The organism is Sulfurospirillum tamanense (genome assembly GCF_016937535.1).
Lineage (GTDB): Bacteria > Campylobacterota > Campylobacteria > Campylobacterales > Campylobacteraceae > Sulfurospirillum_B > Sulfurospirillum_B tamanense.
This window is the reverse complement of record NZ_JAFHKK010000020.1, coordinates 1-15,426: the sequence shown is the minus strand read 5'-3', so window position 1 is coordinate 15,426 and position 15,426 is coordinate 1. Positions and strand designations below refer to the sequence as shown.

The window sequence follows — 15,426 nt, the reverse complement described above, 5'->3', positions numbered from 1 at the left end:
GGTAAAAATAATCATAACACAATTATGAGAAGATGCCTCCGATTTTTACAAATCGGAGGCGAAAAAAACTAGCGGTTGTAACTTCCTTGGCTGTAGTTGCCCACATAAAATACCTTGGGTTTTGTTCCTTTTTCAGGAAGCAATACCGTCGGTTTGTTAGCCGCAAGAATGGTAGCCACTTCGCTTTTAGCGTCATTCATGTCGCCAAAAATACGCGCATCCGCTGGACACGCTACTACGCACGCAGGGGCAAGGCCCTTTTCAACACGGTGGTCACAGAAGGTACATTTTTCAACGGCCCCTTTGCCACGAATGGCTTCATAATCATTCGCCCCACGCGCCGCGTTGAAGTTAGGGAATGGTGCGTTGGTGCGGTCGCTAAGTTCTTTTTTGGAGAACGAGCCACCCTTGATAGCCACGCTTGTGTCACTTGTGTAGTCACTAAAGGCGTCTTTAGGGTTATAGCTAATAACCCCATAAGGATCGGCCAACATACAGCTTTTGCACCCGATACAAATGCTTGGATCGTGCGTTACAAGACCGTCTTTGCCATAATGCATCGCCAGTGTAGGACACACACGCACACACGGCGCGTCTTCACAGTGGTTGCACAGCGTAGGCACGTGCTTGTAGGTCACCTTAGGGAAGGTTCCTGACATTTCTGTAAAATGGTGGGCCCAGTTAATTCCCTCGGGCGTATTGTTTTCACTTTTGCACGCGAGGTCACACGCGCCACAACCTACACATTGGTGGAGGTCGATAATCATTGCATATTTTTTTGCCATAGTTTATCCTTCCCTAAATCTTTTCGATTTTAACACGTGAAACACCACCGTGTCGTGGCGTAGAGCCACTCAAGCGCTCGTAATCGTACGCGTGAATTTCGTTATTGTTGCCACCGCGTGGCTTCGAACCAAATACTTCAGAACCGACCCGTCCGTATGCCCAATGTCCTTGGCCGTAGCATTTAATGACAACGCCAGGACGTGTGCCTTCCCAAAGCTTTACTTCGCTCTCGATACTGCCTTGTACGGAGGTGATGCGAATTTTATCGCCATCTTTGAGGCCGTATTTTTTCGCATCGATTGGGTTAAGTTTGGTGACATCTTTAAACGCTTCATCACCTGGGTCTACGTCTTTCATTTCGTAGTACCAAGGAGTATTTTGGCTTCGGCCTTCACGGTTAAGGCGTGAGCGGTGTTCAGCAAAAATGAGAGGATACGTTGCCGCGTCCCCGTGACGCACAGGTGGCTCATAGTGGGCTACATAGCCAAGCTCACCTCTACATGTATAGTTCGCCGCTTCAAAAGCTTCATCCACTGTGATGCCATTTTTCTCTGCATGGTCTTCCATGACTTTTTTCAAGGTTTCGCTGTAGAACTCAAATTTCTTTGTAGCGGTTTTGAAATTGTCAATTTTTTTGCCAATAGGATAAGGCTTAGATGTCCACACCCCTTTTTCAAGCAACTCTTCCCAGCTGTTGATGGTGTCGCCTTTGCTGTTGCTGCTGCCATCCCAAATGGGTTGTGTGGCACGTTTTACGGCAAAAAGGTCAAACTCTTCAGGCGTTTCAGGGGTTTTGCCCGTAACGGGGTCTTTAAAGTTGTCTTGCATCCAGCGAAGGGGGTCAGTAAACCCTTTTTTAGCCAGTGCTTGGGCAATCATGAACGGAATTTCTGTCTCATCCGTGCGGCCATCCACATGGGATTTAATCATGGGTTGGTGCATGGTAAGATAGCCACGCATGTTTTGGCTGCCTTTGGTATATCCCCAGCGTTCAAACATGTGAAGTTTAGTAGGAAGTACGATGTCAGCGTACATGGTCATTTCAGCAAAGTTAGGGGTAATGTGGATGTAAAAAGGCAATTTTTCCATCGCTTTTTCCCACACGTCTGCACCATTAATAGAGAATACAAAGTTATTCCAGTACCCCATTGCAAGCTTCAAATCATACGGATCTTCTTCTAGGATTGAGCTAGCCACACGCTGGGTAACAACCCCGCCACCACTTTTTTTGTTAAGGGCAGCAAACTGTGGTGTGCCGCGTTTGTCGATTTTTTTGCGTTTAGCAGCCGCTGCAATTTGTTCTGATTGGTAGCCATCCACCTTGGCCGCACCTTTAGAAGGGGCACCAGAGCCATCAAACATACCCCCGACGGACTCAATGGAGCCTACAAGACCATTAAGGGCTTCGCCAGCAAAAGATCCATACGCCCCACGTACTTGCATGCACGCCCCTGGGCTTACCCAAGAGATTGCTTTGCTTCCTGCTGCGGCAAATTCGCGCGCTACTTTACGGATGTCTTCTGCACTAATTCCTGTGATGGGTTCTGCCCACTCAGGAGTGCGGTTAAACACTTCAAGATTCCACCACTTCACTACGCCGTGGGTGTGGATTTCGTTGAAGACAACAGGCGTGTTTTCTTCGCCTGCGGTTTCAGGCACAAGCTCTCCAGAAACAAAGTAGTTTTTATTGTCCGCAAAGTTACCTACAAACCCTTTGTTCCACAAACCTTCGCTCATGATAACGTGGGCAATGGCAACTGCTAAGGCGCTATCAGTTCCTGGGATGATGGGTAGCCATCGGCTCGCTTTTGCAGCTGTGGCAGACATGCGGGGATCAATGACAGTCATACGACCATTTTTGTTAAGTTCGCCCAGTTTTTTCATAAACCAAGGGGTTTGGCGGTTAGAAGCAACCCCGTCCCATCCCCATGCAAGAAAGTATTCGGTGTTGTTAAGGTCTGCATCGGCGTATCCCCAGTAGCCTCGGGTATACATACGGCCAAATTTTTCCGCTTCAGCACAGATGGAACTGTGCGAGATGTTGTTTGGGCTTCCAATAAGTTTAGGGAAACTTCCGTAAAGAATGTCGTTCATGTGGGTATAGCGACCACGGAAAAGACAAAATTTATGGGTTTCGTCGGTTTTAACAAGGTCCATAATTTTATCTGCAATGGTGTTAATGGCCTCATCCCAAGAGATAGGTACAAACTGAGGGTCAACACCACGTCCTTTTTTGGGGTTGGTGCGTTTCATAGGTTGTTTGACACGGTCTGGGTCGTACACTTGCTGAAGGGCAAGGTGTGGGCGAGGACAGATGCGTCCGCCGTTGGCAGAATTGGGGTTGCCGCGCATCTTGACGACTTTGCCATCCACGACTAGTCCTTGGACTGCACACCAACTTGTACAGCCTTGACAGGTAGAGCCTACCCATTTTCCTGCTTCGCCTTCATACGCCAATTCACCTGTTTTTGCTTCCGCTTTGGGGGTAAAAACAGAGGTGCTTGCCGCAACTGCTGCTGTTGCTGCAGAGGTTTTGATAAAATCACGTCGATTCATACTCATTATTGACTCCTTAGACCGCTTGCCCGAGATAGACAATTAGATTTTTTAATACAAAACTTCCCACAAGGAAAAGAACACTCGCTGGGATAACGACAGATTTGAGGGTCGCTTTTTTCATTAGTGCCATCGTGAAAAGCACAAGAGGAATCACTAAACCTGCAATCGCAATGAAAAGCTCCATGCCAAAGCTACCAAACAAAGTGCTGTACATGGTTTTAGAGGCTAAGTCATTGAGTGCGAGGGAATAGATCCACGCTACGATAATGGCAAGGTTAAGGGTGATGAGTGCGTTTCCAATAACGGCAACTTTAAAGTTTTCCAAAATAGCATCAAACTCATCGCTTCCAAAAGCCAACAAGAGCGCCACCATCGCGCCACCTAGCATAGAAGAGACCATAAACATTACAGGAATTGCACCATTCCAAGGCTCAATGCCAATACCTGCAAGCAACATGCCGTGGTAAAAACCAATAAGGCCAGCTAGTGTTGCACCTACATACATTAGTGTGCTCGAAACTGCTTCAACACCTTTGGTGAGCGCAAGAAAAGCAATCCATACAGCCAAAGCAGTAAAAATACCTTGCAAGAAGATACCAATGGACATTACTGACGTTGGATTAATGTGAATTGCCGTCATGATAATGTTAAGGGGTCTTCCAAGCTCCGTTAGGAGTAGTAGTAGCCCTGCAATGACCAACACGGGTGCAATTACCATCGCTTTTTTGATGGTAGAAGCATACTTTTGCGATCCCATATAGAACAAAATCGCACCAAAGATAAAGGCGCCTACGCCCAATCCTCCCAAAAACACGTCGAGTGAAACCCGAACATCCCACAATAATTCCATCGTGGACTCCTTTAAAGAAAGATAAACACAATCTCATGTACAATCTCCTATAGGCAAAAAGCGTTCCAAAAATTCAAATCCCTAAATTTAGGGATTTAAAGTCACCTTAAGGGGAAAATTTCATGAAAATCGGTAAAAAATTTACCACCACCTGTAAAAAACTTACCATGGCACTCTTGTGCCTTTTTGTTCCAGTATTGGCAAGTGCTGCGCCCAATATTACCCTAGGGCTCACGGGCACGGTCTTTAAGGATGATTTGGAAAATTTTATGAAGTTAGAGCAGTATTTGGAGGAACACACTCCTCTTGGGGTATCGGTAATTTTTTCCAAAACCTACGCCCAAATGGTTTCGTTAATGGAAAATAAAACCGTAGATGTGGCGTACGTGTGCAATTCCACCTATACAAAGCTTGAACAAAACAATACAGGCAAGCTTTTGGTGATTCCTATTGTGGCAGGGGCAGACCAGTACTATTCGTATACGATTGTTAAAAAAGAGGCACCTTTTACAAAATTGGATGATTTTAAAGGCAAGATTTTTGCCTTTACAGATCCAGATTCAAATTCGGGTTCCATTGCGCCTAAATACTACCTTTATACCAATGGCTTTGGTGTTGATGATTTTTTTCACCGCTCCATTTACACCTTTGAACACGGTGAGTCCATTAAAGCAGTGTTGGAAGGTTTTGTGGATGGAGCCAGTGTGGATAGTATTGTGTACCACACATTTATGGAAAAATACCCTGAGGCTAAAGGAAAGCTCAAAGTGATTCAGATTTTGGGACCTTTTGCTAATTCGCCCATTGCAGTGCGCCAAGGGTTGAGTGAAGCGGTCTTTCAAGAGCTTCAAAAAACCCTCTCTACGATGCACATGAGCCAGCAAGGGCGAGAAATTTTAGCCAAAATGGGGCTTGACCGTTTTGACGTGCCCTCAACGCAAGATTATGAACCCGTGCGCCAGATGATTGAGTACTTGGAACGGCATTAGGATGGTAAAACGGTTTATCCGGTTTGTCCAGAGCTTTTCGCTTAAAATCAAGCTGGCTGTACTGATTACTTTTTTGGTGGGGTGTATCTCTTCTATCGCCATCGTGCTCTCGCTAGATATGGCCAAAAACCAAGCCGATAGGCTCATTGATGATTTGATTCAAACTACCATTCTCTCTAATTCTGCGTATGTGGGTGATTTTATTTTGACCGACAACCGTTGGGAGATTTTTAAATTTCTCAAAAGTCTCACGGGCTCTGAGCTCATTGAGCAAGCAGGATTCACTAAGCCTGATAAAATAGTGGTTGCCCATACGGATACGGAAAACTTTCGGATGGGAAGTGAATTTGTTAACCAGCCTCAATACGAAATGATACCGCTTTATAAAGACGGGGTCATGTTGGGTTTTTTTGCGTTAAAGCTTAAAAAACAGTCGTTATTTGAACTCATTGTCGAGATGTTTTTTGTGCAGATTTTATTGATGATTGGATTTGGGGTTGTTGCGCTTGTGATTGCGCGGTATTTTGTTGTCAAGACCATTGACCGTTTGAATTTGGTGGTTAATAACACCCAAGCTGTTGCCGATAAAACGTGGGAGAAGATTCTTCCCTATGAAGGCGATGAAAAAGATGAAATCACTGTGCTTTTAGAGACGACTACGGCGTTGATGCACGACATCCGAAACGCCATAGAACACGAGGAGAAACTCAAAGAGTTTTACCATTCTATCCTATCAAAGGTAGACACACTTATCATCATTTTTGACAAGCAGATGCACGTGCAGTTTCACAACAACCATCCTCTACGTGTAAACGTATTGGAAAATCAAACATTTTTTCCTAAAATCGCAGAAAAAATTAAAGAAATTATGGAAGAAGAGGTGCAAACCATTGCCATCCCTTCGGCATACAATGATGGCAAAAGTACATTATCGCTACTTTTGCGCATTGAGCACATTCAGGAAAACTATGTGGCGACCATTTTAGACATCACGACCTTAAAAAAAGAGGAAAAAGATGCGCGGATTTTGCACTCATTGCATGCAATTGGCGAGATTAGTGCCTCCTTTGCCCATGAGATTAAAAACCTGCTTCAGCCTTTGAAATTGCTGTTGCCTAGAGAAAGTTTGCCCGACAAAGAAGATTTGCCTATCATCCATACTACCTTGGCGCGGATGGATGGCCAAGTGAGTGATTTTCTCTCTTTGGGGCGGCCTGTGGCGGCTTCAGGGGTAGTGAGTTCCATCAATCCCATTGTGCGTGAAGTGCGCGAGCGGCTTTCTAAAAAGATAAAACAAAAAGCCTTACATGTAGAGGTGAATGCAACAGAGGCCTTTTGTGTGCCCTTTGACCCCGAGGCGTTGCATTTGATTTTTGTGAACCTTCTTTCCAATGCGATTGAAGCCGCCTTTGAGGGGACAACCATTTTTGTAGTGTTGGAGCGAAAAGGAAGAAAGCAAGTGCACGTCGGTGTCTCAAATACGGGCAATCCTGTCCCTGAAGCAGTGCGTAAAAACTTTTTCAAACCCTTTTTCACCACCAAAAAAGAGGGCTCGGGATTAGGACTTTTTACGGTGTATAAAATCGTTTATCTTAACCACGGATTCATGGAAGTGGAACAACAAGAAAATACCATTACCTTTCATCTTTTTTTACCTTTAGAGGAGTGCACGTGCGCATAGCAGTGATTGATGACCAGCCTGATATTCGGTATTCGGTTGCAAAGATTTTAAAACGCCACGGGCACGAATCCATTGCCTTTGATGGTACCGAAGCAGAGTTGTGCGAAACCCTGAGCTCACAGGGGATTGAACTACTGATTGTGGATGTGCAGTTGGGGGTGGAGCTTAGTGGCATCGACATTATTCGTGAGCTTAAAAAAACTTCCCAAATGCCTATCATTTTGATGACCGCGTATACCACCGCGCAAAACATGATCGAAGCGTCTAAGCTCGGGGTGCAAAACATCTTAAAAAAACCCTTTGACGAAGAGGCACTCATGGAGCTTGTGGCGCCTTATGAAGAGCACGCCAAAGAAGAAGCCTCTCCTGTGCACGAGCGCGACGGAGAAAGTTTCATAGGTTCCTATGAGACCATGAAAGAGATTTATCGGCGCATTGGCTTGGCGGCCAACAATGATCTAAGTGTGCTCGTCCACGGGCAAACAGGGACAGGCAAAGAGCTCATTGCAGGACTTATCCACCAAAATTCTTCACGGGCAAAACATCCTTTTGTAGCCCTTAACTGCGCGGCCATTCCACTGGAACTTTTTGAAAGCCAGCTGTTTGGGCATGAAAAAGGATCGTTTACCAGCGCAGAAACCCAGCACGTAGGCTACGCGGAGCAAGTGGGCGAGGGGACGCTTTTTTTGGATGAGATTGGGGAGTTAGAGCCTTTGGCGCAGGGGAAATTACTGCGTTTTTTAGAGACACGCCAATTTCGTCGTATGGGGGGAAAGGAAGATAAAGTCTTTTCAGGGCGCATTGTGAGTGCCACAAACATTGATTTGCGTGAAAAAATAGAGGCTAAGGTATTTCGGGAGGATTTGTACTTTCGCTTGGCGATGCTTAGCATCGAAGTACCCTCTTTAAAAGAGCGTGCGCAAGACATTCCTATTTTGGTGTCGCATTTTATTGCCAAGGCTAACGAAAGCTTACATGTAGAGATAGCGGGCATAAGCGCTGAAACCCTTGAAACTCTACAGCGCCGTGTGTGGAGCGGCAACATTCGCGAGCTTCGCAATGCTGTCTTTGGGGCGTGCTTGAACCGCCAAAAAGGGATGCTCAAAGTTAAAGATTTTGCGCAAAAAGAGAGCATGGTGGAAGACTGGACACAACAGCTTGAAGTGGCGTTACGCCAAGGATTGGACCAAGGGATTGCTTATGGAGAAATCGATAGGGCTTTAAATCAAATTTGGCTTAAAGTTGCCTACGAGGCAACTCCTAATCTCTCTAAGTTGGCCGAAGCCTTGGGTGTGGCGCGGCTTACCTTGCGCAAGCGCCTCAAAGAAGCAGGACTTTACAATGAAGAGTAAACAAAGCATGAACATCGCCTTTTTTGGGGTAGGTGCAGTGGGCGTGGTCATGGCGCGTGCCTTGTTTGAACTGTGTCACAAAAATGCTCTTGGGACGCCTTCTTTTGTCTTTGTGGTGCGCTCAAAAGAGCGGGCGGAGGCGCTTTTTTTTAGGAACCCTGAGCTTTTGGAATGTAGCACGTTTGTGGAGGTAGAGGATTTTGAGGGTGTGTTTAAAAACCCCGATGCCTACGCTAAAACCTTTAAAAACTGCGATGTGCTTATCAATGCTTCAGTGCCCTCTTTTAATCTTCCTATCATGGAGCTTTCCCTTGTTTTTGGGGCTCATTATGCGGATTTGGCTAGTGATATTTACACCAAAACGTTGCTAAAAACCCAACGCTTTACCCAGCAAGACCATGCTGAGGCCTTTGAGACTAAGGGACTTTTTGGACTTATAAATCTGGGCATTTCACCTGGTGTGAGCAATTTTCTCATTGGGGAGCGCATTGCTCATTTTCATAACTTTCCCTACAAAACGCGGGTCAAAAAAATTACCCTTGCACTGCTCGAAGAGATCTGCTCTAAAGAGTTGGTCTTTTCGTGGGCGCCCCATGTGGCCATTGAAGAGATTTCTTTTAAACCTGCTTATTTTAAAAACCACGCGCTTGAAACCCTTGCACCCTTTTCTGAATCCAAAACTTACGCTTTTCCCTATTTTCAAAACAGCGTGGAGGTGTATCCCGTGTTTCAAGAAGAGGTGATTTCTCTCAAGCAAAGCTTTCCTGAGGTGCCTGAAATCCGCATACATGTGGGAGGCAATGAGGTTGAGCTAATGAAAAACCTCTACCAGCTTAACTTGCTCTCTAATCGCTACTGTTACGGCTATAAGGATTCGGAAATTTCTCTTAGTTCTATCATTAAAGAGGTCATTCCCAAGATGAAATCCCCTGAAGCCATTGAAGAGTACATTCATAATGGCACTATTAAACATGCGCAGTTTTGTGCCGTGGCTGATTTGACCTTGGAGGTGCGTTACCCTAATAATCCCAAAAAAGTAACCTCTTCTGAGTCAGTAGGCGTGAGCTTTTCGGAAGTAACAAGCCTTGTTAAGACTCCGTTTTCAGGAGCGACGTACATCTCGTATCCTACGGGTATTGGCGCAGCGGTGTTGTTGTTTCATGGGTTAATGTACGCCCAAACCCACCCCTTAAAAGGGGTGTTGGTAACTGAAGCCCTGCCACAGCTTTTTGGACCCGCTTTGTGTGACGTTATAAAGCGAGAACTTGGTAGTTATAAACTTAATCTTTTTCATGCCATCACCTCGTAGAGGGCTTACATGTAAAGGATTTTATCGCATAAGGAGACATTATAATGAAAAATATAATAGTGGCATTGGTGTTGGCTTTTGGGGCTTTGTTTGCTAAAGAGACAACAACGGTAGACTTTGAAACATACCTTGAGCATTTTGACTACGAAGAGCGTAGCAACATGAAAATAAGAACCGTAGAGATGTTGGTTGCGTTAGAAGAAAACGACGCGGTTTTGGTGGACATTCGTTTTCCTGATGAGTACGAAGCGTGGCATATTAAGGGGTCTGTTAACATTCCGCTAAACGATTTGCCAAAGCGCATGCACGAACTCCCTAAAGAGAAGCTAATCGTTACTGCTTGTCCCCACAACGACAGGTCCAATATGGTTTTAACCCTTAATGGATACAATGCAAAATACCTCAGCGACGGGCTTTTAAAAACCGCTGATTTTTTACGTGGAGAAAACGCCAAAGAGTTTTTAGAAGCGTACAGACAAAGCCGTAAGTAAGCCTTACATGTAACGCCTCTTTGGGTCGGTCCTGTTTGGGCACAGAGAAGGCGTTGTATTAACCTCATTTTAACACCGCTTTAGTTACACTTTTGCCCATGAAAAGCCTAGCCAAAACTCCCGAAATTTCAGCCGATTTGGCCTTTGACAAGGCCCATTTGTGGCACCCGTACACGTCCATGGTCAAGCCTCTTCCTGCTACGTTTGTTAAAGGCGCAAAGGGGTGTTCTTTGGTTTTGGAAGATGACACCCGCGTCATTGATGGGATGGCCTCGTGGTGGTGTGCTATTCATGGGTACAACCATCCTGTGCTTAACCGCGCTATCAAAACCCAGCTCTCTTTCATGGCGCATGTGATGTTTGGGGGGTTGACCCACGGGCCTGCTATTGAACTAGGCAAAGTGCTCCTTGCCATCACGCCGCCTTCGTTGGAGAAGATTTTTTACGCGGATTCGGGTTCGGTGGCGGTGGAAGTAGCGCTTAAAATGGCGGTGCAGTATTGGTTTGCCAAAGACCGCCCTCACAAGAACAACTTTCTTACCCTGCGCCAAGGCTACCACGGTGACACGTGGAACACCATGTCGGTGAGTGACCCCGAAACAGGAATGCACCGCATCTTTGGCCCCGCACTTCCAAAACGCTTGTTTGCTCCGGCACCCCAGTCGGTGTTTGGGGGCGCGTGGTTTGAAGAAGACGCCCATGAGCTTGAAACCTTTTTAAAAGCCCACCACCGCGAGATTGCCGCGTTTATTTTAGAGCCCATCGTCCAAGGGGCGGGCGGGATGCGCTTTTACCACCCCACCTACCTCAAACGCGCCAAAGCCTTGTGCGAGGCGTATGAGGTGTTGCTCATTTTTGATGAGATTGCTACAGGATTTGGGCGCACGGGCAGGCTATTTGCCTGTGAACACGCGCAAGTAGAACCCGACATTATGTGCATTGGCAAAGCCTTGACGGGCGGGTACATGACCCTCGCCGCGGTGCTCTCAACCGCAAAGGTGGCCGAGGGCATTTCAAGCAAACCCCCAGGCGTATTCATGCACGGCCCTACGTTTATGGCCAATCCGCTTGCGTGCGCGGTGGCCGCTGCGTCGGTGAAACTCTTGGTGGAGAGCCCATGGGCCAAGCGGGTGCAGGGCATTGAGGCGGTACTGCGCAAGCATCTTTCCCCTCTTAGTGCGTTGCCTCATGTGGCCGATGTGCGGGTGCTTGGAGCGATTGGTGTGGTGGAACTGCATGCGAACGTGGACGTGGAAAAGACGTGCGCGCGGTTTTTAAAAGAGGGCGTTTGGGTACGGCCTTTTGGAAAGCTCATATACGTGATGCCGCCTTTTATTATGAAAAAACACGAACTCCTCCACCTTGCCAACGCCATCGCGCGTGTAGTGCGTTTCTTGGGGGAATAGGCATGGAAAGATTTTTGCAAGAGCGTCTTGACGCGCTGGAGCTAAGTGGCGGCAAACGCACCTTACATGTACACAAAGCACAGGGGCTGAATCTGGCTTCTAATGATTACTTGGGCCTAGCTAGCAACATCCCTTTGCAACAGGAATTTTTACGTACCCTAGAAGACAAACCGCCGCTTTTTTCGGCCTCTTCTTCGCGCCTTTTAACGGGTAATGTGGCGGCGTATGAAGTGCTTGAAACCACGCTAGCGCGCCTTTTTGGCACCCAAAGCGCCTTGGTCTTTAACAGTGGGTACCACATGAACGTGGGTATTTTGCCCGCTCTTTGTACCGACAAAACCCTCATCCTTGCGGACAAACTGGTCCATGCGAGCTTGATAGATGGTATTCGCCTCTCTAAGGGCAAATTTTTGCGTTACGCCCACAACGACTTAAATCACCTCGAAACCTTGTTGCGCACCCATCATGAGGCCTATGAGCACATCATTGTGGTGACGGAGAGCATCTTTAGCATGGACGGAGACGAGGCGGATTTGAAAGGGTTGGTGGCCCTAAAACACCGCTACGAAAAGATGGTGTTGTACGTAGATGAAGCCCATGGCGTGGGCGTGCGCGGCGAGAGTGGGCTAGGGTGTGTGCAAGGGTGCGGGTGCATGGGGGAGATTGACATCTTGGCAGGAACCTTTGGCAAGGCGTTGGCTTCGGTGGGCGGGTACATCGCGTGTTCGGCGCTCATGCGGGAGTTTTTAGTCAACCACATGCGCACCCTCATCTTTACGACCGCTTTGCCACCTATCAACTTGCTGTGGAGTACGTTTGTGTTGGAACGTCTAAGCGGATTTGAGAATGCGCGCGCCCAGTTGGCGAAGGTAAGCACACTGCTTCGTGAAGGGCTTGTGCAAAAAGGGTACGCGCATCCTTCTTCGAGTCATATCATCCCGCTCATGGTAGGGGAGAATGCTCCGACCCTCAAAAAAGCGCGCGCCTTGCAAGCCCTTGGGTTTTACGCCTTGCCCATTCGTCCGCCCACGGTGCCCAAGGGCACGTCGCGTATCCGTTTTTCCTTGACTTCATTAGTGCAAGAAGCGGACATTCGCGCAATCTTGGACGTGCTCTGATGCAAACGCGGTTTTTAGCCAAAGGACAAGGGAGCCATGTGGCGGTCTTTTTTGCGGGATGGGGGATGGATGAGCGCCCTTTTGAAGCCTTTAACCCCTTGGGAAAAGACCTGCTGGTGTGTTTTGATTACCGCAGTGTGGCATTTGATGAAGCCTTGTTAACACCCTATGAGAGCATCGGCGTGGTGGGGTGGTCGATGGGTGTGTGGGCGGCGTGCGCGTGTGGTGTGTTGGATGACCCGCGTGTGGTGCGTTCCCTAGCCTTTAATGGCACGCCTACCCCTGTGGATGATGCCAAAGGCATCGCGAGTGCCGTCTTTGAGGGAACCTTAGCAGGGCTAAATGAAATCACGTTAGAGAAATTTACCCGTCGCATGTGCGGGAATGGGTACGAAAAGTTTAAGGCACACGCACCAAAGCGTTCCTTGGAGAGTTTGCGCGAAGAGTTAGCGTGGATAGGGGCGCAAGAGTGCGTACCTTGTCCGTGGGATGAGGCGATGGTGGGGCGAAAAGACCGCATTTTTACCCCGCAAAACCAACGCGCAGGATGGGAAGGGTTGGCCAAGGTTTATGACGTGGACGCGAGCCATTACGACAAAACTGTCTTGGAGGATTTGCTTGCGCGCGCTTAAAGACCTCATGACCCAGCGTTTTGCCAAGGCGACCACCTCTTACGAGGGTGCCGCAAAAGCCCAAGAGGCCATCGCAGAGCGTTTTCTTGAACGCTTACATGTAAAGGGATTTCCCAAAGGCGTGCGCGTGCTAGAAGTGGGGTGTGGAACGGGGCTGTTTTCGCGCCCGTTTCAAGAGATGTTTTCCCCAAGCGCGTTGACACTCAATGACATTTGCCCTTCCGTGGAAGAAAAAGTAGCCTCCTTGTGCGACGCGCGCACCCAGTTTAAGGCGGGGGACGCGGAACGTTTGGCTTTTGAACCCTCCTATGACGCCCTCGTGTCGTGTTCAGCTTTGCAGTGGTTTGAAGCACCTGGGGACTTTTTGGCGCGCATGGCGGAGCCTGAACTGACGTGGATAGCTTTTTGCGCTTTTGGAGAAGGTAACATGCGCGAAATCAAAGCGGTTTCGGGGGTGGGGCTTTCGTATCCCACTAAAAAAGCGTGGGCGAGGATGGTGCCCGAAGACTTTGAAGTACTCGTGTGCGAAGAAGAACGGCTCACCTTGTGGTTTGACACGCCCTTAGACGTGTTGCGCCACATCAAAGCTACGGGCGTGGGCGGCGTAGCGCGTGTGCGTTGGGGTAAAGAGGCACTTGGGGCGTTTTGCACGGCGTATGTTGAGGCGTTTGAAGACAAAGGAAAAGTGCCCTTGACGTACCATCCGGTGTATGTCATCGCACGGAGAAAGCCGACACGTTCGAGATAAAGTCTCTCGACCCTCTTTTTATTTTGAGGCGTTTTGCCTTACCCTTACATGTAAAGGAAGTTCATGAGTGCGCGTGTATTTTTTGTGAGCGGGATTGACACGGACATCGGAAAGACCTATGCGACGGGCTATTTGGCGCGGTTGTGGAATGATGAGGGCATCGTGACCTTGACACAAAAACCTGTGCAAACGGGGGTGGAAGAGGGGCTTGGGGATATTGCGACCCATTGCGCGCTCATGGGAACGCCTTTGCCTAGTGGCGAAGAGGCGGCGTTGCGGTTGCCCCAAGTGTTTGCCTACCCTGCTTCGCCCCATTTTGCGGCGCAACAAGAGGGCAAGGAGGTGGATGTGGAGGCCATCGACGCGGCGACGGCACAGCTTGCGTTGCGTTGCGAGCGGTTGTTGCTTGAAGGTGCGGGCGGGTTGATGGTGCCTTTAACGCCGACTTTTTTGCAGATAGATTTCATCGCCCAACGAGGGTATGAGGTCATCTTGGTGACCTCAGGGCGCCTTGGGAGTATTAATCACACGTTGTTGAGCTTGGAAGCGTTGCGCAGTCGTGGGTTAAAATTACACACTTTGGTTTTTAATGAAGTATGCTCGGGCGAAGATGATGAAGTTGCAAATAACACCAAGGCATACCTTCAACATTACCTTAACACCTATTTTCCTCAAACGCACTTCACAACGCTTTCCAAAATGTAATTAAATTTACATTAAAATCTCTGAACCTAGGGATTTGATAACTATTTTCAACGATTAATTTGCCACATAAATGCAACAATTTTTGCCTATAATACCCTTAGAAGTTTTTAAACTTCATTTCAACGAAAGGGTTTTCCATGAACCTCTCAAAACAACTACTTGCCATGATTGGCATGACTGTTCTTGGCCTTGGCGCCATTTTTGGCATCAGTTATGTAAAATTGGAACAGGTGTATCACCAAACCAATTACGCAAATGTTAATTCCATTCCTAGTATTATGTTACTGGTTGATACACTTCAAGATGGTTACCGCCTACGTCTTAACTTGTGGGAGCACATCTCTTTTGAGGAGGCGGAGAAAAAAGAAGGGGCAAAAAAAGCCATCGAAACCGTCAAAGGGCGTATAACTACAAACCTAAAAGCCTACGAGGCGATGCTCAGTAGTGATAAAGACAAGGAACATTTGGTAAAAAACTCAGTAGCCTTTAAAAACGCTACTGAGGTAATAGAGCGCGTTATGGCACTTTCGGCTTCGGGGCAAAAAAGTGTAGCGGAAAATCTTCTCAACGAAAACAGACCGGTTCTACTTGCTTTTACAAGAGCGCTAGATGCCCATATGCGGTACAATCAAGAAAAAGCAAACGAAGAAGCACAGATTGCCATAGCAGAAAAAGATAAAGCCGTGCTAACGATGTTGTTGTTGTTTTTGGGTGTTGCAGTTGCTTGTGTGGCGTTAGGAATGTTGATTCGTAACAATATCCTTGAGAGCGTAAAGTTAATGCGCGCTGGAATTGGGGAG

General features: G+C 47.6%; 14 protein-coding genes. 11 read left to right on the top strand and 3 right to left on the bottom strand.

Annotated elements, in window-relative coordinates; genetic code table 11:
• Positions 1-68 precede the first annotated feature (68 nt).
• The 3 genes from JWV37_RS09165 to nrfD are packed head-to-tail and all read right to left on the bottom strand — an operon-like array spanning position 69 to position 4,195.
• Entirely contained in the window at positions 69-785 is a 717-nt protein-coding gene (locus tag JWV37_RS09165; RefSeq protein WP_205459497.1) for a 4Fe-4S dicluster domain-containing protein, read from the bottom strand.
• A 13-nt stretch (positions 786-798) separates the two neighbouring features.
• Complete coding sequence (locus JWV37_RS09160; protein ID WP_205459496.1) at positions 799-3,348, bottom strand: molybdopterin-dependent oxidoreductase; 2,550 nt, start codon at positions 3,346-3,348, stop codon at positions 799-801.
• A gap of 10 nt (positions 3,349-3,358) precedes the next feature.
• Positions 3,359-4,195 carry an NrfD/PsrC family molybdoenzyme membrane anchor subunit gene (gene nrfD / locus JWV37_RS09155; protein WP_205459495.1) on the bottom strand — a complete coding sequence of 279 codons (837 nt, stop codon included), beginning with the start codon at positions 4,193-4,195 and terminating at the stop codon, positions 3,359-3,361.
• Positions 4,196-4,317: 122 nt separating this feature from the next.
• On the opposite strand from nrfD, the gene phnD reads away from it, so the two are divergent.
• The 11 genes from phnD to JWV37_RS09100 all read left to right on the top strand — a co-directional run.
• Positions 4,318-5,184 (top strand): phosphate/phosphite/phosphonate ABC transporter substrate-binding protein, encoded by an 867-nt coding sequence (gene phnD, locus JWV37_RS09150; RefSeq protein WP_205459494.1) that lies wholly within the window; start codon positions 4,318-4,320, stop codon positions 5,182-5,184.
• 1 nt (position 5,185) lies between these two features.
• A complete protein-coding gene (locus tag JWV37_RS09145) occupies positions 5,186-6,865 on the top strand; it encodes a sensor histidine kinase (RefSeq protein WP_205459493.1) in 1,680 nt (559 codons plus the stop codon).
• Positions 6,856-8,217: a sigma-54-dependent transcriptional regulator gene (locus tag JWV37_RS09140; protein ID WP_205459492.1), complete on the top strand. Its 1,362-nt coding sequence runs from the start codon at positions 6,856-6,858 to the stop codon at positions 8,215-8,217. Before JWV37_RS09145 ends, JWV37_RS09140 begins: the two co-directional genes overlap by 10 nt.
• Entirely contained in the window at positions 8,207-9,526 is a 1,320-nt protein-coding gene (locus JWV37_RS09135) for a saccharopine dehydrogenase NADP-binding domain-containing protein (RefSeq protein WP_205459491.1), read from the top strand. Before JWV37_RS09140 ends, JWV37_RS09135 begins: the two co-directional genes overlap by 11 nt.
• 44 nt (positions 9,527-9,570) lie before the next feature.
• A complete protein-coding gene (locus JWV37_RS09130) occupies positions 9,571-10,017 on the top strand; it encodes a rhodanese-like domain-containing protein (RefSeq protein ID WP_205459490.1) in 447 nt (148 codons plus the stop codon).
• Positions 10,018-10,115: 98 nt separating this feature from the next.
• Positions 10,116-11,423, top strand: coding sequence for an adenosylmethionine--8-amino-7-oxononanoate transaminase (gene bioA, locus JWV37_RS09125; RefSeq protein WP_205459489.1), 1,308 nt, complete (start codon positions 10,116-10,118; stop codon positions 11,421-11,423).
• Between the two features lie 2 nt (positions 11,424-11,425).
• Positions 11,426-12,541, top strand: coding sequence for an 8-amino-7-oxononanoate synthase (locus JWV37_RS09120; protein WP_205459488.1), 1,116 nt, complete (start codon positions 11,426-11,428; stop codon positions 12,539-12,541).
• A complete protein-coding gene (locus JWV37_RS09115) occupies positions 12,541-13,173 on the top strand; it encodes a pimeloyl-ACP methyl esterase BioG family protein (RefSeq protein ID WP_205459487.1) in 633 nt (210 codons plus the stop codon). Before JWV37_RS09120 ends, JWV37_RS09115 begins: the two co-directional genes overlap by 1 nt.
• Positions 13,160-13,921, top strand: a complete 762-nt coding sequence (bioC, locus tag JWV37_RS09110) for a malonyl-ACP O-methyltransferase BioC (RefSeq protein WP_205459486.1) — start codon at positions 13,160-13,162, stop codon at positions 13,919-13,921. Before JWV37_RS09115 ends, bioC begins: the two co-directional genes overlap by 14 nt.
• Before the next feature lie 63 nt (positions 13,922-13,984).
• Complete coding sequence (bioD, locus tag JWV37_RS09105; protein ID WP_205459485.1) at positions 13,985-14,626, top strand: dethiobiotin synthase; 642 nt, start codon at positions 13,985-13,987, stop codon at positions 14,624-14,626.
• 137 nt (positions 14,627-14,763) lie between these two features.
• Positions 14,764-15,426, top strand: a 663-nt coding sequence (locus tag JWV37_RS09100) for an MCP four helix bundle domain-containing protein (RefSeq protein WP_205459484.1), incomplete at its 3' end; no start/stop codon positions are given.

Excerpts from the sequence above, each read along its gene's own strand:
- JWV37_RS09135 (WP_205459491.1), top strand. The coding sequence starts at position 8,207 with ATGAAGAGTAAACAAAGCATGAACATCGCCTTTTTTGGGGTAGGTGCA.
- JWV37_RS09130 (WP_205459490.1), top strand. The coding sequence starts at position 9,571 with ATGAAAAATATAATAGTGGCATTGGTGTTGGCTTTTGGGGCTTTGTTT.
- JWV37_RS09115 (WP_205459487.1), top strand. The coding sequence starts at position 12,541 with ATGCAAACGCGGTTTTTAGCCAAAGGACAAGGGAGCCATGTGGCGGTC.
- bioA (WP_205459489.1), top strand. The coding sequence starts at position 10,116 with ATGAAAAGCCTAGCCAAAACTCCCGAAATTTCAGCCGATTTGGCCTTT.
- JWV37_RS09160 (WP_205459496.1), bottom strand. The coding sequence starts at position 3,348 with ATGAGTATGAATCGACGTGATTTTATCAAAACCTCTGCAGCAACAGCA.
- bioD (WP_205459485.1), top strand. The coding sequence starts at position 13,985 with ATGAGTGCGCGTGTATTTTTTGTGAGCGGGATTGACACGGACATCGGA.
- JWV37_RS09120 (WP_205459488.1), top strand. The coding sequence starts at position 11,426 with ATGGAAAGATTTTTGCAAGAGCGTCTTGACGCGCTGGAGCTAAGTGGC.
- phnD (WP_205459494.1), top strand. The coding sequence starts at position 4,318 with ATGAAAATCGGTAAAAAATTTACCACCACCTGTAAAAAACTTACCATG.
- JWV37_RS09165 (WP_205459497.1), bottom strand. The coding sequence starts at position 785 with ATGGCAAAAAAATATGCAATGATTATCGACCTCCACCAATGTGTAGGT.
- JWV37_RS09145 (WP_205459493.1), top strand. The coding sequence starts at position 5,186 with ATGGTAAAACGGTTTATCCGGTTTGTCCAGAGCTTTTCGCTTAAAATC.
- nrfD (WP_205459495.1), bottom strand. The coding sequence starts at position 4,195 with ATGGAATTATTGTGGGATGTTCGGGTTTCACTCGACGTGTTTTTGGGA.